At 34.7% G+C, this 18,877-nt stretch carries 19 protein-coding genes; 7 read left to right on the top strand and 12 right to left on the bottom strand.

What is annotated here, in order from left to right; translation table 11 throughout:
- Positions 1-24: 24 nt before the first annotated feature.
- Together L1276_RS25325 and L1276_RS01545 are read right to left on the bottom strand one after the other, a co-directional pair.
- Positions 25-270 (bottom strand): helix-turn-helix domain-containing protein, encoded by a 246-nt coding sequence (locus tag L1276_RS25325; protein WP_371924124.1) that lies wholly within the window; start codon positions 268-270, stop codon positions 25-27.
- 129 nt (positions 271-399) lie between these two features.
- Entirely contained in the window at positions 400-783 is a 384-nt protein-coding gene (locus L1276_RS01545) for a helix-turn-helix domain-containing protein (RefSeq protein WP_253784761.1), read from the bottom strand.
- 99 nt (positions 784-882) lie between these two features.
- Between L1276_RS01545 and L1276_RS01550 the strand changes: the two genes are divergently transcribed.
- From L1276_RS01550 to L1276_RS01560, 3 genes are all read left to right on the top strand, one after another.
- Positions 883-1,323, top strand: a complete 441-nt coding sequence (locus L1276_RS01550; protein WP_253784762.1) for a nuclear transport factor 2 family protein — start codon at positions 883-885, stop codon at positions 1,321-1,323.
- A 16-nt stretch (positions 1,324-1,339) separates the two neighbouring features.
- Positions 1,340-1,717, top strand: a complete 378-nt coding sequence (locus tag L1276_RS01555) for a DoxX family protein (RefSeq protein WP_253784763.1) — start codon at positions 1,340-1,342, stop codon at positions 1,715-1,717.
- An 89-nt stretch (positions 1,718-1,806) separates the two neighbouring features.
- Positions 1,807-2,562 (top strand): SDR family NAD(P)-dependent oxidoreductase, encoded by a 756-nt coding sequence (locus tag L1276_RS01560; protein WP_253784764.1) that lies wholly within the window; start codon positions 1,807-1,809, stop codon positions 2,560-2,562.
- A 368-nt stretch (positions 2,563-2,930) separates the two neighbouring features.
- Here L1276_RS01560 and L1276_RS01565 read toward each other — a convergent pair whose 3' ends face one another.
- A complete protein-coding gene (locus tag L1276_RS01565; RefSeq protein WP_253784765.1) occupies positions 2,931-5,048 on the bottom strand; it encodes a cation:proton antiporter in 2,118 nt (705 codons plus the stop codon).
- A 3-nt stretch (positions 5,049-5,051) separates the two neighbouring features.
- Positions 5,052-5,627, bottom strand: a complete 576-nt coding sequence (locus L1276_RS01570; RefSeq protein ID WP_253784766.1) for a hypothetical protein — start codon at positions 5,625-5,627, stop codon at positions 5,052-5,054.
- Positions 5,628-6,038: 411 nt separating this feature from the next.
- Here L1276_RS01570 and L1276_RS01575 point away from each other — a divergent pair, with 411 nt between their 5' ends.
- A complete protein-coding gene (locus L1276_RS01575; RefSeq protein WP_253784767.1) occupies positions 6,039-7,373 on the top strand; it encodes an amidohydrolase family protein in 1,335 nt (444 codons plus the stop codon).
- 104 nt (positions 7,374-7,477) lie between these two features.
- Here L1276_RS01575 and L1276_RS01580 read toward each other — a convergent pair whose 3' ends face one another.
- On the bottom strand, positions 7,478-7,810 hold the full coding sequence (locus L1276_RS01580) for a helix-turn-helix domain-containing protein (RefSeq protein ID WP_253784768.1): 333 nt from the start codon (positions 7,808-7,810) through the stop codon (positions 7,478-7,480).
- Positions 7,811-7,929: 119 nt separating this feature from the next.
- Here L1276_RS01580 and L1276_RS01585 point away from each other — a divergent pair, with 119 nt between their 5' ends.
- Positions 7,930-8,826: an SDR family oxidoreductase gene (locus L1276_RS01585; protein WP_253784770.1), complete on the top strand. Its 897-nt coding sequence runs from the start codon at positions 7,930-7,932 to the stop codon at positions 8,824-8,826.
- 125 nt (positions 8,827-8,951) lie between these two features.
- On the opposite strand, the gene L1276_RS01590 is transcribed toward L1276_RS01585, so the two are convergent.
- The 5 genes from L1276_RS01590 to L1276_RS01610 all read right to left on the bottom strand — a co-directional run bounded on the left by L1276_RS01590 (position 8,952) and on the right by L1276_RS01610 (position 15,471).
- Positions 8,952-10,307, bottom strand: coding sequence for an MATE family efflux transporter (locus tag L1276_RS01590; RefSeq protein ID WP_256527354.1), 1,356 nt, complete (start codon positions 10,305-10,307; stop codon positions 8,952-8,954).
- 128 nt (positions 10,308-10,435) lie between these two features.
- On the bottom strand, positions 10,436-11,308 hold the full coding sequence (locus L1276_RS01595; RefSeq protein ID WP_253784774.1) for an AraC family transcriptional regulator: 873 nt from the start codon (positions 11,306-11,308) through the stop codon (positions 10,436-10,438).
- A gap of 154 nt (positions 11,309-11,462) precedes the next feature.
- Positions 11,463-12,005, bottom strand: a complete 543-nt coding sequence (locus tag L1276_RS01600) for a cysteine hydrolase family protein (RefSeq protein ID WP_253784777.1) — start codon at positions 12,003-12,005, stop codon at positions 11,463-11,465.
- A 663-nt stretch (positions 12,006-12,668) separates the two neighbouring features.
- On the bottom strand, positions 12,669-14,015 hold the full coding sequence (locus L1276_RS01605) for a c-type cytochrome (protein WP_253784779.1): 1,347 nt from the start codon (positions 14,013-14,015) through the stop codon (positions 12,669-12,671).
- Between the two features lie 13 nt (positions 14,016-14,028).
- Complete coding sequence (locus L1276_RS01610) at positions 14,029-15,471, bottom strand: cytochrome c (protein ID WP_253784781.1); 1,443 nt, start codon at positions 15,469-15,471, stop codon at positions 14,029-14,031.
- Positions 15,472-16,011: 540 nt separating this feature from the next.
- Between L1276_RS01610 and L1276_RS01615 the strand changes: the two genes are divergently transcribed.
- Positions 16,012-16,764 (top strand): carbonic anhydrase family protein, encoded by a 753-nt coding sequence (locus L1276_RS01615; protein ID WP_253784783.1) that lies wholly within the window; start codon positions 16,012-16,014, stop codon positions 16,762-16,764.
- Entirely contained in the window at positions 16,764-17,549 is a 786-nt protein-coding gene (locus tag L1276_RS01620) for a DUF2490 domain-containing protein (RefSeq protein WP_253784785.1), read from the top strand. The genes L1276_RS01615 and L1276_RS01620 overlap by 1 nt, the downstream gene beginning before the upstream one ends.
- An 87-nt stretch (positions 17,550-17,636) precedes the next feature.
- Here L1276_RS01620 and L1276_RS01625 read toward each other — a convergent pair whose 3' ends face one another.
- Both L1276_RS01625 and L1276_RS01630 read right to left on the bottom strand, forming a co-directional pair.
- Positions 17,637-17,945 (bottom strand): YHS domain-containing protein, encoded by a 309-nt coding sequence (locus L1276_RS01625; RefSeq protein ID WP_253784787.1) that lies wholly within the window; start codon positions 17,943-17,945, stop codon positions 17,637-17,639.
- A gap of 39 nt (positions 17,946-17,984) precedes the next feature.
- Complete coding sequence (locus L1276_RS01630; RefSeq protein WP_253784789.1) at positions 17,985-18,851, bottom strand: AraC family transcriptional regulator; 867 nt, start codon at positions 18,849-18,851, stop codon at positions 17,985-17,987.
- Positions 18,852-18,877 lie beyond the last annotated feature (26 nt).

Genomic DNA, 18,877 nt, shown 5'->3' on the forward strand with positions numbered 1-18,877 from the left:
TATTGTTATAAGTATTACTTAATATTAAGATATTTCTTTTAAATTGAACTTCCTAAAATCCAGAAATACTGGTATCTTTTTTTTTAAATATTTTACAAAATAAGAATGATCATCAAAACCAAGACAATGTCCAATCTTACTGATATTGTAATTAGTATCAAGGAGTATTCTTTTTGCTTCTGTTATAATCCATTCGCAGATAATCTCAGAAGGCCTTTTATCTAATAATTGACTGGTGAGACTGGATAATGTACTAGATGATACCTGCATAGGTTCTGCATAATCGCAGACTTTAAGTTCTTTTTTATAATTTTCCTCTACGAGATTAACAAATTTTACTAATTGAAGCTGCTTTTGAAAGAGAGTTCAATTGAATTTTCTTTCCTTTTTTTATTGTACCTATTGGGCTTTACTTTCATTTCGTATTTTTTCTCTATGCTGTATCCCCCATTTTGTCATGGCTCCTACAACTTCTTCCAAAGTCTGGCTGTAAGGAAGAAGTTCATATTCGATACTTACAGGATATCCCACTGATACTTTTTTAATTATAAAACCATTTTGCTCTAATTCTTTAAGCTCACTTGAAAGAACCCTTGCAGAAATACCTGCAACCTGCCTTTGAATTTCCGTAAATCTTTTATTCCCCCTCGCCATTGCAATAATAATCATCAATTTCCATTTTCCTCCAATTGCATACAATGCATCAGAAACTGCCATAAGTACAGTGTTGCATTCTTCAGTAAATTCCTTGTTTTCGATCTTTTTTTCTTCTGCTTTTGACATAACTATCATTTTAAAAGCTACTAACCTTTTAGTAACAACTAATAAATTGTAAGCAAATGTACTGTAATTTTGCTTAATAATTTTAAAAATAATAAAATCATGACATTAGAAAATTTAAGAGTAAAAGAGGAATTAAGAAACCTGATAGATGACTACGCCACTTTAGGTGACGAGAAAAAGATCTCACAGGTAATGGATTTATTTACCCCGGATGTTACCTATAAAGTTTATATGAATGGTACTTTAGTTTCTTCTGTTTCTCAAAGAGAAAACATGGAAAAAGAATTCAATCAGCATGCCGGCCATGTAAAAACTTACTTTACACTGAATGGACAGCATAAAGTAGAAATCGATGCAGATACTGCTACAGGCATTTCTTTCTCTCAATTAAAAATGATTAGAGAAGTGGAAGGAAAAGACATTCTTTCAGACTACAGCGTTAAATATGAGGATGAGTATGTAAATCATAATGGAAAGTGGCTGATAAAGAATCGCATAGGACATTTTATCATTATAGAAGTTAGACAACTTAATAATTAATCTCATTACGTAATCAATGAAAATAAAAAAATATCTTACGATCTCGCTTTTGATATTAACTACTGTCATGGTAGTTTTAAGCGGTCTTATGAAAGCCATCCAGCTTCCGTGGTCAGTTAATGGACTGGTAAAATTTAATCTGCCTAATGCAGCGACAACACTTGGCTTGATGGAAATGATTTTTGCTGTTTTATTTATCTTTCCCAAAACCATGCGCATTGGTTTTATACTGCTTTCGTGCTATTTTGCCGGAGCAATGGCAACAGAATTATCACATGATGGTTCAATGCTCAATCCGGCAGTGCCATTGTCTCTAATCTGGATAACAGCATTTCTGCGTGACCAATCTTTATTTATAGGATCTCCGGAATCAGTACAAGAAATCAAAAAATAATAGCAGACTAGATTTTTTTAATATCACAATTTAATCTTTGATTAAAAAAAGTTATATCCAATTTAATTAAAAAAGACATAATCAAAAAAATGAAAACAATATTAGAACATAAAGTTGTTGTAGTAACTGGTGCATCTAAAGGAATAGGTGCTGGTATTGCAAAAAAAATGGCTGAATCAGGAGCCAAAGTAATAGTAAACTATGCTTCAAGCAAACAAGATGCAGAAGAAGTTGTGGCCGAAATAACCAAATCTGGGGGCATCGCCGCTGCAGTTAAGGCAGATATATCAATACTTACAGATGTAAAACAACTTTTTCAGGAAACAATAAAAATTTATGGCCGTTTGGATGCACTGGTAAATAATGCCGGTATTTATGAATTTGAATTATTAGAATCATTTACAGAGGAATCATATCGAAAAACATTTGATATTAATGTGCTTGGTGTTCTCTTAGCATCAAAAGAAGCCGCCGCTTTGTTCGATAAAAACGGAGGAAGCATTATCAACATCAGTTCATTTGCCGGTACCAGACCTGAACCTTACTCTGTGGTATATGCGGCTTCCAAAGGGGCTGTTGACTCAATAACCTATGCACTGTCACAAGAACTAGGACCGAAGAATATCAGGGTCAACTCTATCAGGCCCGGCGGGGTTTTTACAGAAGGTGTGGCAAAATTAGGAGCCAGCCTTGAGTCTGATGTCATTCTGGGAACTGTGAAGAGAAGTGCGTTAGGCCGCATGGCTATGCCAGATGATATTGGAAATATGGCAGTATTTTTTGCTTCAGACGAATCAAAAATAATTACAGGACAAACTGTAGAAGTATCAGGCGGGTTCAAGTAAAATTAAATATTATTAAATGATAATAATAAAAATAAAACTTTAAATTGTGCTTTTGAAATGCATCAGTTTCTTTCTATGTTTAACTCTGCACAATTTTCACACATACCATTGAGATGCAGTATTGTGCTTTTAAATTAAGGCTGCTTTCACTACTAATTGTAGAAAACATTATAAGACAGATAATGTTTAATATTTCAAAAGAATTGCATAGGGCAGATTAATTCTAGCCATATAATTTAAATAAACATTTTTTGGAAGATTATGTTTATGGACAAACCCGTCTTTATTTTATCTATACTGACGGGTTTTATTGCTGTTATGCAAATTCCGCTTTTTTGGTTTTACATGATCTTCTCAATTTTTAAGTTTTATTTAAAAAGTCTTCTTATCGCCTGTCCTATCTCAGCGAAATCATCATGACTGCTCACTGATCTTTTTTCCATATTATTCTTCAAGGTTTTAGAAAAGGGATAGATAAGCATATAATTATTGTTATTAAATTTCTGGTTTAAAAGATCAGGTATATCTCTCATTTGAGAAAAATACGAATGCATTCCGCTATCCCCCATCATAATAATTAATCCTTCATTTTCTTCAATCCCCAATGCAGTCTGCTGGGCATTTTCCCAATTTAAGAAAACATTAAATGATGCCTCGATGGAAGCTTTTTTAGCGATTCTTTTTAAAATATTCAGTGTTTTTTCTTTCCCGTAAAAACTCATTTCTGCACCTGAATTACGGCCTATATTCCAAATTCTCAACATGGAATAAAAAAAACCTGGATCCATTTCGGCATCCTCAGGTATAAAAACTAAATATTTTTTGATAGTTGCAGCCGGCTGGACAGCATGATATACCATTAAGTTTATGCTTTTATTTCGCAGGTAACCATTATATAGATTATAAACAAATGAAGCCGAAAAGCCTTTTCCTCCTTCAAGTCCTAAAATAAGGTCAGTAATTTCTTTTTCCTTCATCACATTACTGATCCCTCCTGCCGTATCATTGTCATGACGTGTTATGGGATGCAATATTACATCTGCGGCAGAAGCAGCTTTAACGGCATTCTCTAGTATTTTTTCGGCATTTTTTTCAGAAGATTCATTAGCATCTTCATTAATTACATTTACAGCATAAAGTTCTTTATTAGATGCCGTTCTAACCATTAATCCAAGATTTACCATTTTCTCTACAGTAGCCTCATGATTAACAGCCAGGAGTATATTTTCTTTTTCTTCGCTCTTGCCCGATACAGTATTATCTTTATCTGCCTGAGCGATGCGCTGTGCGCTTGCCATAGAGACAAAAGAAGATACTGTGCAGGAAACCAAAATAAGAAGGATACTGCCGTTGAGCACATGATCATTTAGAAGTCTTATCGGCTCACCTGCATCATTTTCGCCAATAATAATATTATATCCAACCATTACAGAAGCCAGCGTAGCCGCCGCAGAAGCCGAACTCATTCCAAAAATCAGCTGTCCTTCATCGTTTGTAAGTTTAAAAGTTTTCTTGGTCAGCATGGCTGCGATATATTTTCCTCCAATTGACGCTACGAGCATAATTGCCGCAACCCACAAGGTTTCCCAGCTTTGTATAAAGGCATTAAAATCAATCAGCATTCCGACACTTATTAAAAAGAAGGGAATAAAAATGGCATTTCCAACAAATTCTACCCTGTTCATAAGGGACGATGTATGGGGAATTAATTTGTTTAAGGCCAGTCCGGCAAAAAATGCACCGATAATAGATTCGATACCTGCCAGTTCGGCCATAAGCGCAGCCAGATAAATCATGACAATTACAAAAAGATACTGGGATATTTTATCATCTACGTTTTTAAAAAACCAACGGGCAATAATTGGGAAAACCAAAAGTACTATTAAAGTAAAAACAACCATTGAAACCGATAGTCTGGCCCAGAAAGCGATTCCTGCTTCTCCCTGCGACATGCCGACGATAGCTGCCAAAACCAAAAGCGAAAGGACATCTGTAATCATTGTGCCTCCAACAGTTATGTTTACAGAAAGATTTTTAGCAATACCCAAACCGCTTACCATTGGATAAACAATTAAAGTATGCGACGAAAAAAGACTGGCAAAAAGAATTGAAGTCAGCGGTGAAAAACCCAGCATGTAATAACCGCCGATAAACCCTAAAGTAAAGGGAACGGCAAAAGTAAAAATCGAAAAGATGATACTCTTCCATTTGTTCTTTTTAAAATCAGCCATATCGATTTCAAGGCCAGCTAAAAACATAATATACAAAAGGCCGGTAGTTCCGGTAACTACCACACTGCTGTCTCTTGAAAGCACACCAAAACCATTTGGACCAACAAGTGCACCGGCAATAATAAGACCGAGCAGATGAGGCACCTTAATTTTATTAAGTAAAAGCGGAATGCATAAAATAATGATGATTTCAATAAGAAATTTCAAAAGCGGATCTTCAATAGGAAGACTTATATGGTGTATACTCAGCTGCATATATTACTTTTTTGTGGATGGAGTAAGTTCAACTGAGAATTTCGCAATACAGTTATCCTGACCAGTTACGGTTTGTGTACCTTTAATGATATTTTTTTTAATATCATCAAGTACCACACTAACTTTAATTTTGTTTTTAACAGAAGTTTCCTTTGCAGAATCAAGGACTATTTTATTTTCAAGATACCGGCCTGTAAAGACGCGTTTAATTTCTTTATTGCTGAAAACATTGGCATACATTCCTGTTGAATCCGATGTAAACTCCCAAATCTCGATGCGCTGGTCGCCAATAACATAATTGCTGCAGTTCGATTCCCTGCAGATCATTTTACTGTTCCATTTAATTTGAAGACTGTCAGGCCATTGCTGATTTTTTGGAAGCGAATCTTTTATGCTTTCGGCAGAGAACAGACTGTCTTTTAATTTTAGAAGTTTATCATATTCTGCCTGCTTATGTTCAAACTGTTTTTCACGTTCTAAAAGGGAATTTTCACGAAGGATGAGATCCTGTTCTTTTTTATTGCTGCAGGAAAAAAAAAAGAGTACAAAAGTGAGAAATAAAAGTCTGTTTAAAGCCATAAGAATTGATTTTGGATTCTACAAGTTAAGCAGAAAAATTCTTTTAACCCAGTAAAACAGCTTAAAAAGAAATTTGATTTCTTTTTTTAAGCTGTAAAATAAAATTTTAATTGCTTGTTTATATCCTAAATTACTTCAAAAACTCCTTTGTTATATTCAAATAAGAGCTCATACGGTTCTGCAACCGCAGGTCCTGAATCTTCACCAACAAAAGTATCAATTCTGAAGCAGGCGGCAGCTTTTTATCAATTCGCATTCCTGCTGTTAATTTATTACTTATATAAATCTTACTACTTTTCCGGTGCCCCGTTAAATTACGATTTACTTTTAAGCCAAACGTTTACAGACAATTAAATAACTTACTATAACTTTTGCTATATTAGTACTTTATAATTTCAATACCCTTTTAATATGAGCAGTATAAAACAAAAATTATTGACAATTGTAATTTTAATGAGTTCATTTTATACAATGGCTCAAAAAGTAATCCTAATCAACAATGTTCAAATTTTTAATGGTAAAGACGAAAAAATAATTACAGGAAATCTTTTGATTGTTAATAATCTGATTAGTAAAATTTCTACGGCAGCAATCCCAACGGATGGAGGTGCTACTACTACCATTATTGATGGCAAAGGAAAATTTTTGATGCCGGGTCTTATTGATGCTCATACCCATATCATGATGGAATCCATGAGTATCACAGAACTGATGAACAGCGATATAGAATACATTACTGCAAATGCTATTAAATCTGCGGAGAAAGATCTGATGCAGGGCTTTACAACGTTCAGAGACCTTGCTGGTCCTGCAGGCGGTTTACAAAAAGCGATAGACAAAGGTTTAATTATTGGGCCGCGTATCTATCCTTCGGGTGCGATGATTTCCCAAACCGGAGGTCACGGAGATTTCCTTCTTCCGAATGCCGTTCCAAGAGATGTTGCAGCAAGCCTTGATTTTACCGAACGTAATAATTTCGGTGTAATAGCTGATGGTCCGGATCAGGTATTGAAACGTGTAAGGGAGCAGCTTCGTCTTGGTGCCACGCAAATAAAACTGGCGGCAGGCGGCGGGGTTTCTTCAACTTACGATCCTTTAGATGTATCTCAATTTACCGAAGCAGAAATGAAAGCCGCAGTCGATGCAGCTGAAAATTGGGGTACTTATGTTACTGTGCATGCTTACACGCCCAGAGCAATACAAACAGCATTGCGTGCAGGAGTACTTTGTATTGATCATGCTCAGCTTATTGATGATGAGACAGCAAAAATGTTAGCCGATAAAAAGGCATGGTTAAGTCTGCAGCCTTTCATAGATGAAGGTAAAAGCCTTTATGCTGATGGCTCACCGAACCGGATCAAACAACAAACTATGATGAGAGGTACTGACAAAGCTTATAATTTTGCAAAAAAATATAATATTAAAACCGCGTTTGGAACGGACTGCCTTTTTGAGCCTGGGCATTCGGCAAAAAGAGCGGGAGATCTTGTAAAGTTATTGCGCTGGTACACGCCTTATGAAATATTAAAAATGGCTACTTCTACAAATGCTGAATTACTTACAATGAGCGGACCGCGTAATCCCTATCCAAAGAAATTAGGTGTTATAGAGGAAGGTGCTTATGCCGATATTTTATTACTAGACGGTAATCCCCTTACTAATTTGAGTATAATCGAAGACTATGAAAAAAAATTATTGCTGATTATGAAAGACGGAGTTATTTATAAAAATACACTTAGCAGATAATTTCGATATCTATTATTCAAGGACTTAATTTTAGTTTTTGATTCATACTGTATAAAGTTAATTCAGCTGTTGGAAACATAAAGGTACACCTGATTCATGGCGAACTAAACCAAATTTTCCAATCCAAAAGCTGCAATTTGATCTATAATAGGTAAAGTCTTCAAACCGAGTTCTGTTAATGAATATTCCACTCTTGGCGGGATTTCAGGATAAGCCTTTTTACAGACTAGTTTGTTTTCTACAAGAGCATTCAATTCCTGAATCAGCATTTTTTCACTAATACCCACTACAGCCCTTTTAAGTTCTCCATATCTGATAGTTCTTGTATTAAGCTGATACAAAATCATCATTGTCCATTTTCCTCCCAATAAACCTAATGCTTTTTTTACCGGGCAGTTTTCATCACATGCATTAATTATTTTTATATTTTTTTCCATTGATTTTCAATATTTCTAACTATTTGGTAAGTACCCAACTAAAACGTAAGTACTTGTACAAAAGTAAGTTATTAATTAGTTTTACCAAAAAATCAAAACAATTAAATAAAAAAAATAAAATGATACTATTAGTATTTGGAGCCACAGGTTCACAGCAATTTCATGTAATTGGAGAAGCAAAAAATAAAGGCGCAATTGTTTATGCTGCTACAAGTTCAGAAAAAAACTTTTCAAAACTAGAAGATGCAGGTGCAATCCCTGTATTAGGCGATATGTCTGATGCATTAAAAATGAAAGAAATCACTAAGGGAATTGATGCTGTTGCTTTACTCATTCCTGTTTCCCTGCCTAATCCGGCAGATGGATTTCAACTTGCCAAAAATGTAATTGATGCAGCAAAGGAAAATGGCGTAAAAATGATAGTTTGGAATACCAGCGGATTTTTGGCACCGCACAAATTAGGGATTCCTATGGAAGATGTAAAGCTGGATACTAAGGAATATCTTCAAAATTGCGGAGTACCCTATGTAATTATTGAGCCATCTATTTATGCTGAAAATTTACTGGCTCCTTATACAACCGATTATGTAAAAAGTGAAAGAAAAGTAGCTTACCCAACTCCCGAAGATATGCCTATTGGATATATTGCATCAAGAGATGTCAGCGCTTTTGTGGCAGAAGCTTTATACAAACCAGAATTTTCAGGACGATCATTTATGGTTAGCGGTTTGGATAACCTTAAAGGAAATGATCTTGCCGAAAAATTCTCTATTGGTTTGGACGAAAAAATTGATTTCTACGCAATGCCTCCACAAGAATTCGGGGATAAATTAAGTATTCTTGTTGGAGAAGAAAGCGCCAGAGGTGTGCAAGGATATTATGAAATGTTGGCAAATCTGCCCGTATATCCAATAAAATTCAATCCTAACCTGCAGGAGGTTTTAGAAAAACTACCTGTAAAAATGACTCCAATGGAACAATGGGTTAAGATCCATAAAGAATTTTTTATTAAATAGATTGTAAAAAAAAGCAGCAAGAATAGTGACTATTTTTGCTGCTTTTTTTATGTCTTAAATTCTAAACAGACATTGTACTTTAATAATTGAATTTATAAACTAAGAAATCTATATTAGCGTATAAATTATTTTTCCAAAACTTTATTTATTACATATCGGAATCTTAAATACAGTAAGCCAGATGATGTTAACAACCCCAAAGTCAAACCATACCAGATTCCCTTTACTCCTGCATTGAAATAAATTCCTAAAATATAGGCCGCAGGCAGTCCAATAAGCCAATAAGCAACAAAGGTTATCAAGGTAGGAATATTTACATCACCCATTCCTCTTAGTGTACCTAGTCCAACAACCTGCGTACCGTCAAAGAGTTGGAATACCGCTGCAATTAACAATAATTGTGCAGCCAGCGCTACAACACTTGTATCATTTGTTATCAAATAAGGTAGATATTGATTAAAGAGTGTAAAAATTACAGCAAAAAACATCATAAAAATGATAACTAGATGATAAGACGCATAAGCAAATTTCTGAAGTCTTTTGTAGTTTTGATTACCGAAACTATTTCCAACTTTAATAGTTGCCGCCGATGCAATTCCTCCCGCCATCATGTAGGTCATAGCCGCAAGGGTTATTGCTGTCTGATGAGCAGCCTGTTCAATTGCGCCAATATTACCAGCCATTAAAGCAGCAACTGCAAATACTCCAATTTCAAAAACATACTGCATCGCTACAGGCAATCCTATTTTTACCACTTTTATAATTTTAGAAAAATCAATAAACTTAACAGAGAAATGCTTTATATAAATCCTAAAATTCTCTGATCGAAGTACATACCACATCATAACCAGCATCATTAAAACCCGATCTATTAATGTTGCAATTCCTACCCCCTGAACTCCCATTGGCTCAATGCCAAACATGCCCTTTACCAGAATCACTGCTATAATTACATTAAGCACATTTCCCCATATCGTTATAGACATTGCTTGTTTTGTAAAACCCAGCCCTTCTGCAAATTGTTTAAAGGTTTGAAATACCATTAAAGGCAGAATAGATAAACTTAAAATAAGCAAGTAAGGTTTTGCCGTTGCAACTACCTGAGGATCCTGATCGGCATGCTGCATGGCAAACATAGAACCATAGTACACTACTAAAAAAAGAAATACTGCAGCTGCAACATTAAGCCATAAGCTGTTTGACAGAAGCTCAGCGCATTCCTTAAAATTTGATTTTCCATTTTCTTGCGCAATCAAAGGTGTTAATCCATATGCAACGCCTAATCCAATCACTAAAACGACCATGAAAACAGAATGAACCAGTGAGACTGCTGCCAACGATATAGTTCCTGCATAATGCCCTATGATAACGGTATCGAGAGTCTGCACCAGTGTGTGTCCTAGTTGAGAAATGACCACAGGTCCTGCAAGTGTTATTGTACTTTGGTAATATATCTTATTAGATTTATATTTTTTGAGCATATTAAAAAATTAACTGCCTCAAGGCAGATTGAATGGATTGAAAAAATATACTGTAAACTATCATTTTTAAAGTATAGCAATTCTTTTATTGCAAATTTATCTTATTCTATAAAAACTCAACTAAAATGCTATGAAAATATACCATTTTGATAATCTGACAGGAACTGCGTGCTGGTAATTCCTGTCTGGGTTTTAAAAAATCGCATCATATGTCCAGGTTCCGAAAAATGAAGATTATAGGCAATCTCAGCGACAGTCTTTCCAGAATGTATCAGATCATTTTTTATTTCGAAGAGCAGTCTTTGTTTTAAGAGTTCTACAGCGGTAACATTAAACTGTTTTTTCACGCAGGTATTAATTGAAATCCTGCTCACATTTAATAAATCTGCATAATGATCAATTCTCTGCTTCTCCCTTATATGAGTTTCGAGTAACTTTTTGAACTGGTAAGCATAATTATTTTCGGCCCTTTCAATTGAGAGATTATTTTTTTCGGCATATACTCTGTTGAACTTCAGAAGAAGATAATAAGTAAGAGAGCGTATGATGTGAATACTGTCTGTCCTGCGCGCTGCCAATTCTGTTTTGATTTCCATAAGCTGCTCAAGTGCTTTTTGCAGTTCTTCTTTTTCAATAGTTATATTTAAAGGAAAATTTAACTGATAGAAATAAAGAAGACGATACGTAAAGTATTTATCTGAGAAAAAATCGTTAAGAAAATTTTCCTGAAAAACCAAAACAGTAAAGTCAAGTCCCTCATTATCCAATATCCATTGTCTTTTCTGAAAAGGGGAAATAAAAATAATTGTATTGTCAGTAATATTGATTTTCTGTTGATTTAAAATCAGAGTTCCCTTCGCCTTTTTAAAAAGCAAAATTTCAAAAAAATCAGTGTTAAAAGTATCACGCTCCAAATATCTTTCGCTTAGTACATCTCCATGCAATACATTAAGAAGCATCTCAACACCACATTCTGCTTTATGAAATTTTATTGTTTTCATTCCTTTCTAATTACTTTTTAATCTCTTAAAAATCGTTTTATTACTTTCAGCCTGCTTTAGTAAATTTACAACTTCATTTGCAAATAACTGCCAAATACAAAAATGAGCCATAATAAATTACAGCCCATTTTATAAAATTGAGTTCTAAATTTATTTAAGAAAGCAGATATTGATCAGTTGTCTGAATTTTAGCGTAAAAGAATTCTAATGCTGCTAAAAATGCATTGTGTACATCGACAGATTTTACTTTTTGTTCGTTAATCTGAAGGTCCATTGCAGCACAGGCATCGCCAATTACAGTACATTCAAATCCAAAATCAACAGCTGCTCTTGTTCCTGCATCTATACACATATGAGTCATCATTCCTGCAATAACCAAATGCGTTATTTCCTTTGACTGTAAATATTCTAATAGATCAGTGCCTCTAAAACTATTAGGAAATTGTTTCGTGATTACTTTCTCGCCTTGTAGTGGTTTTACATTTTCATGGATTTCCACTCCTTGAGTTCCAGAAACAAAAAAGGGAATTCCTTCGCCAGATATATGCTGTACATGAACAACAGTATCATTTTCTTTTCGGAAATGTTCCAGTAATTTTTTTGCATTTTCACTTGCCGGAATTGGATTTACAAGTACCAATGCGCCATTTTCAAAATATTCTTTCTGTATATCTATTAGTAGTAATGCCTTTTTCATTTTAATTAATTTTTTAATTTTTATATATGTCAAAATTAAAAACTCATGCAGCGATATCTGCTGCCAAAACACTTTTAATACATACCATTTTGATAAGCAAAATTTTCTATCTATGCTATTCTCAATTTCATAATCCTATTTGCTCTTAAAACTTAAGTCCTATTTATAAACAAAAAAGAAGCCCTGTGTGTGTCAGCATCAACAGGGCTCCAAACTATCAAAATTTAAAAAGAAACTTCTTTTGGTGGACAACCTTGGCTAATACAGTCCCTTAATAAATTGATAATTCTTTTCTAATGGGTTTTCTTTGTTATTCACCTCTTTTGACTTAACAAGCTGCAGTGTAATTGATTTTATTCTTATCAGAAAAACAATGGCAAGAAGCACAAAAATTAAAATCATAATGGAAAAAACTTGTATCATACTATTTTATTTTTAAGTTAAAAATCGATTAAGGCTGTCAATTATACGACAGTATCATTTACTATTATTATTTTCTAAACATGGAGCGGAAACGCTATGCGATCTTTCTATTCTGCTCTTTAGTCTTTTTTTTATTATACTTTCATACTTATTTACCTTGTATAAAATGCCTGTAACACACATAAAAATAATTATTGGAACCAGATAACAGAAACGAATCATAGAGAATTGTTTTTTACTTTATTTTATGGTCAGGATATATTCTGCCAGCTGATCGAGTTTCTGCTGATCCAGCTGCGATTCAAAACCGGGCATCTGCGGATAATCAGGACGTTTTTTACCCGGATTTTTTATCCATTTCTGCAAATCGGCCACATTATCTTTATAAATTTTTGCCATTTCCAAAACTGGAGGCCCCACTAATTTTTCATCTACTTTATGGCAGGAAGCACAATACTGGCTGAATACCTTCTGTCCTTTCTCTGCTTCTGACATATCTGCCGAAGCTTCTCCGGCTTCTACTTCTTTGATTTTGGCTGCGGCCTTCTTTTTCAAAATTTGAAATTCGTCTGTTTTAATTCTCACCAGTTCACGATGTTTTTCAAGCGAATTTGACCTGTAAATCTGCCTTCCTGATCCCATGCACAAAACCGTAATTCCAAGCAGCATTGCTATTTTATAAAAGTCTTTTTCGATGTTTTCCTTTTCACCGGTCAGTCTCTTCCAGATAAGCCACATGGCAGGAACAGCAAAAGCAACACCCGAAAAAATAACTAAAATCAGGTTCCAGCCCATGCCTTTAGAAGGAAGAGTCAGCAGTACAAGCGGGCCAATCATACACTGGCATATAGAAGCTGTAAGAGCCAGAGAATATCCTTTTTTCTGAATATCGTATCGGGTAAATTGCTGGTATATCGCTTCAAAGGGGTAACTCTTACGGCTGTTGTACCAAAATATAAACAATCCCGTTACAGCCAGTGAAGACAAGATGAAGTGCAGATACCTTGGAAAAACATTCGGCAGAAACAATGCATCAACAAAGCCTTTTACTAAAGCCCATTTTTCAGGAAAAAGCATTAGATTAATATTGGTCAGAAAGATAAATGGGATAAAAAGAAAGATAACTGTTGCCAAGGCCAGAATCGAAATATGAACTCCTTTGTGATTCTCTAATGTTTTCCAAGTATACTTGTGCAGGTAAGTAAGCAGAAATGCCACTGTTACCAGCGGTATTACCGCAATCCACATTAAACCGGTAAGCGCATTTGCCGAATAAAAATAAATCGTATACAATACATTAATACTCAAAAGAGGCGCAATACCCAGTACTACGGCTATACTTTTGTTGACTGTTATGGTTTTGGCTATTTCGTGTGCCAGTATATCGTATTCTTTATTTTTAAGTCCTTTTATTTGGGCAATCAAAGCCAAAATAGAGCCTCCAAGCATTAGGTTTACAAAAAGGATATGAAGCAGGAAGGACAGTACAAGAACCACTACAAAAAACCATTCAGGCATTGGCAGCGGCAAGGGAATATCTTTTGGAACGGGAACATTGTTTTGCAACGCAATATATAAATTGATCATTTTTAAACTTTTGTTATTTTTTATTTGCTAAAACTGCTTTTGTATCTTGGAGTCCACTTACCTCTACACCTTCTGACTGTGCCCCTTCGAGAACATCACCAGTATCCTGAATACTGCGGATATAGGCCGCCAAGGCTTCACTTTCTTCTTGGGTGCCAGGAAAAGGAGGCATATAGGTTCTTCCGTTATGCATATTGGGTATATAAGATGCCATCGAGTTAATATCCAACGGCTTTCCAACTCCATACATACGCTCAAAAACATCAACTACACTATTAACTCCCTGAGTGGTATGACAGCGGCTGCAGGCAATTGCAAAAACATTTCTGCCGGCCTCTACTTTATTCTCTGGCGTAATCTCGGTTACTGTGGTATAGGTTGCATTCTTAAGAAGTCCGTATTGCTGGTAAACAGGATAATCTTCTTCTAATAATAAGTTGGAATACATATAACCTCCAATTACATAAGGTTTTCGGACAAATTCACGGACCCTTTCAAAAAAACCAAGATATCCAAAAGCCATAACTACGGGAAACAATACCATATAACTTCTAATCCATCTGGTTTTAAATAAACCTAAAACTGCCATTATCAGAGAAGACGAAATTCCAAATAGTATAAAATATTTCATTAAATCGTAATACTTATTGAAATCCATCGTACCCACAGCCGTGCTCATATTGGCAGTCATGGCCTCTGGAATTGCACGATAGTAAATTACTGCTCCCAAAAGCGAAATCGGAGCCCATAGAATAATCCACTTTGAGACATATTTCACCGCTTTGAGCCTTATATCCGTACCTTTTTTAAAGAATAGAGTTACCAACATCATTCCAAAACTTCCAGCTACCAGCATGGCTGTAGGAGTCCTAAACAATAACTGAGGCAGATAAATTGGATTGGTAAACCCATTGAGCAGACTCTTATGTGTATTCCAGTTTCCGGGATCCATCATAAAGCTCAAAATAGAAACAATAATTGCCATAGTAATCCAGGAGAATAAACTTAAAAACCATCCAAACCGGATGTGCAATAATTTAGCCCTCAGTGAAGTATTACTGCTCTTCCATGTCAAAAAATAAATCATGATCAAAATTACCTCAGTAACAAATACCAGCCATTCAACAAACCATGCCCAGTAAAAAACACGTATTAAACTTCCAATCGATGTGGGACTTACAAGTGCAACGGAGAACCAGATCCCCACTCCTGTCATTGCACCAAGTGTTGTAGTTATGATAAAAGCAACTTTCATCATATTATAGATTCTGTTGTCCCAGTCTAAATCTGTAATTTGTTCCCTGCCGCTATTCTTAACGCCTTTCTGTTCCAGCCAAGTTATAAGAGGCATAAAACCTACAGCTAACCCATGATTTATCATCACGTGAATAATGGCAATGATGGCGATAAGCATCCTATTGTTGAGCCAGTCTAAATGAAAAATTGGAAAGTCCATAAATTATTCTGTTTTTTTACTGCAAATTTCGGTCAGTAATCCAGAAATTGCTAAAAACAAAAAAGCAGGAAATTTTAATAAACGTTACTTCCAGATTCGTTAAAATCACTATTTATATTGCATTTTATTCTACTGAATTTAGCTTTTCACTCTATTGATTTTACTAGTTACACCTTATTATCAGATTGCTGGGCTGTATATTATTTTCTGTTTTATTATTAAAAATATAAACCACTAATAAAGAATAATTTAAAATTCAAAATTCCATTTTTAGTCATAGTTCCTCCTCTTTAACCACCTCTGCTATTTTAATTCACGCAACTTGTTTGAATTCAGATAATTTTGTATCTCTAAACTATCCTAATAGAAGGATTAAAGGGGCTGCCACTTTACACTTCAGGAAAAAAATTAAATTTGCGGACAGCTTTCAGGTAGGGAAAAAACCTCTTTTACTGTTTTATATAAACAGTATAAAAAATAATAAACGGACATGCTGAACACCGTTTTACAAAGTAGGCACACTTAATCTAAAACAAAGAAATGGACAATCAACTCAGATCATTAGTAATGCTTTGCACAGCAGTATTATTGGTTTCTTGCAACAATGGTACAAAAACAGAAAAATCAAATTCAACTTCTATTCCTGCAGAAGATTTAAAACCGGTAGTGTCTCATGTAATGACGAAGGAAGAGCAAACCAGACTTACACCTGATGCTATCTTAGAGGATTTTATAGCAGGAAATAAACGATTTCAAAGCGGTGTAACTACGGTTCGCGACCATAGTAAACAAGCCCGAAAATCGGCACCGGGCCAGTTCCCAAAAGCTGTTGTATTAAGTTGTGTGGACAGCCGAGTACCAGTGGAAGACGTATTTGATCAGGGATTGGGTGATATTTTTGTGGGACGTGTAGCCGGAAATTTTGTAAATGAAGATTTACTGGGCAGTATAGAATTTGCCTGTAAAGTTTCAGGCGCAAAATTGGTTTTAGTGATGGGACACCAGCATTGCGGCGCTATAAAAGGTGCTATCGATGATGTAAAATTGGGAAATATAACTGCCATGCTTTCAAAAATAAAACCAGCTGTAGAAATGAGTCAGGATTTTAATGGTGAAAAAACATCTAAAAATGATAAATTTGTAAAACACGTTTCAGAAAACAACGTGCTTTATGCTATGGATCAAATTCGTAAAAAAAGTCCAATTCTTAAAGAAATGGAAGATAAAGGACAGATAAAAATTGTAGGTGTGTTTTATAATTTGACAGACGGAACCCTTGAATTCTTAAAATAATGAACAAGAAAAATTATGTACTAATCCTCGTTTTTTTAATTGGAGGCATACAATCCGTAATCGGGCAGAATAATCGTATTACTACCAATAACAGCATTGGATGGTATAATTTTTTTGGCACATTCAAAATCTCAGAAAAATTTGCAATACATACTGAATACCAATGGCGCAGAAATGAAACCATTACCGAATGGCAGCAAAGTTTATTAAGAGTCGGCCTAAATTATAATTTAAATTCAAGAGTGCAGTTCCGGGTTGGTTATGGCTGGATCGAAACCTATCCTTATGGAGAAATACCCCTTAATGGCATGGGCAGAGATTTTACAGAACATAGGATTTTTGAAATGGTACAGCTAAATCACAAAGAAGGAATTGTTGATTTATCGCATAGATTTATGTTAGAACAAAGATTTGTTGGCAGATACAGTTCCATTAATGAGACAACAGAAGACGAATTTCCGCTATTGAACCGAATTCGATATATGATAAGAGTTCAGGTGCCTTTAAAAGGAAATGAGATAAAAGACAAAACACCCTATTTAGCTTTCTATGATGAAATTTTTGTTGGATTTGGAAAAAATGTTAATATGAACGTTTTTGATCAAAACAGAATTGGAATTTTATTAGGCTATAGGTTTAATAAAAATATTAGAATTGAAGGTGGTTATCTAAATCAAACTGTACAGTTAGGAAGACAGATAGAGGGTAAAAATGTTTTTCAGAACAATAATGGAGTAATTTTGAATACTAATTTAAACTTTGACCTGACTAAAAACAATAAATAAAACCAGAGCAAATAGTCAATAATAAATTAAGAAGGCTGAAAAATCAAAGTTTTTCAGCCTTTTTTTTCCTAAAATTCTCAGGAAAAATTACTTCTGATTTTTTGCCAGATATTCATCTGGTTTTTTCATAAAGTCATCTTTACATACCGTTGAACAAAAACCGTATAATTTCCCTTTATAAGTAACAGTATCACTAACGCCATACTTGCTGACATCCATATTACAGCTAAAGTCTATGTTGCTGGCATAGGTTAATTTATTGAGCGGGTTTTTAGGATCTTTATACATTGTTTCAGATTCCATAGTATGAGGATGATCATGAGGATGTGCTTTTTCCTCTTTTTTATTACAGCTTAACACAGCAGTAATAGCGGCAATTAGAAGGATTTTTTTCATAATAGTATTAAAATTTTATTATTTCCTATTTTTTATTTTTTACTGGTTTGATAATCTGCGGAACTGCTCGGGTGTCTTGTTTGTCTGTCTTTTAAAAAAAGTAACAAAATAGGACGCATTTTCAAAACCGAGCTGATCCGCAATTTCATTTATAGAATAATTGGTAAAATGAATAAGCCGCTGTGCTTCTATTACGATACGCTTTCGTATCAGGTCACCTGCTGTATAATTTGTTACTTCCTTACATATCTTGTTCAGATAATTTGGCGTTACATTGAGCAGATCCGCATAGGCGGCAGGCATTTTTTTCAACTTAAAATCTTTGTCAATGAGTTTTTCAAATTCTTTTACCTTCTGTTGTTTAGGCGAATTATTTACAACAAATCCCGAGGGATCATACAGCCGTTCCAAATCAAAAAGCAGGATATTGAGATAAGATCGGAGTACTTTTACCGATTCTTTTCTATGGAGACTGAACTCTTTGAAAAATATTTCAAGCAGATATTCCCACTTGTTTGCTTCCTCTTCACTAAGCCTGACAAATAACTTAGAAGTATCATCAAGAAATGAAAATTGGTCTAAAATGTTATTGTTGTAGCGCAGGGAAAAAAATTCTTCAGTAAAACAGATTATTTTTCCTTTGGCTTTTCTGTTAATGTCTATGAAGCTTACACAACGAGGTTTTACAGCGATGACTTTAGCGCTGTCAAGACGGATTTTTTGATTGTCAATACTAATTTCTCCTTCTGCGTCATCTATAAAGAGAAGCATAAAGAAATTCTGCCTGTGAGGGTATTCCAATAAAGGAAACCTTTGCAGCAGGTTAGCTGTGTTATCCATCCAGAAATGACTCTCATCACCTGTGAATAAACTCAGGCTGCGCTCGGGTATTTCTGATATTTGCATTTTTTTGATTTTATGATTAATACTAA

The sequence above is a fragment of the Flavobacterium sp. HSC-32F16 genome, from assembly GCF_024171645.1.
GTDB lineage: Bacteria > Bacteroidota > Bacteroidia > Flavobacteriales > Flavobacteriaceae > Flavobacterium.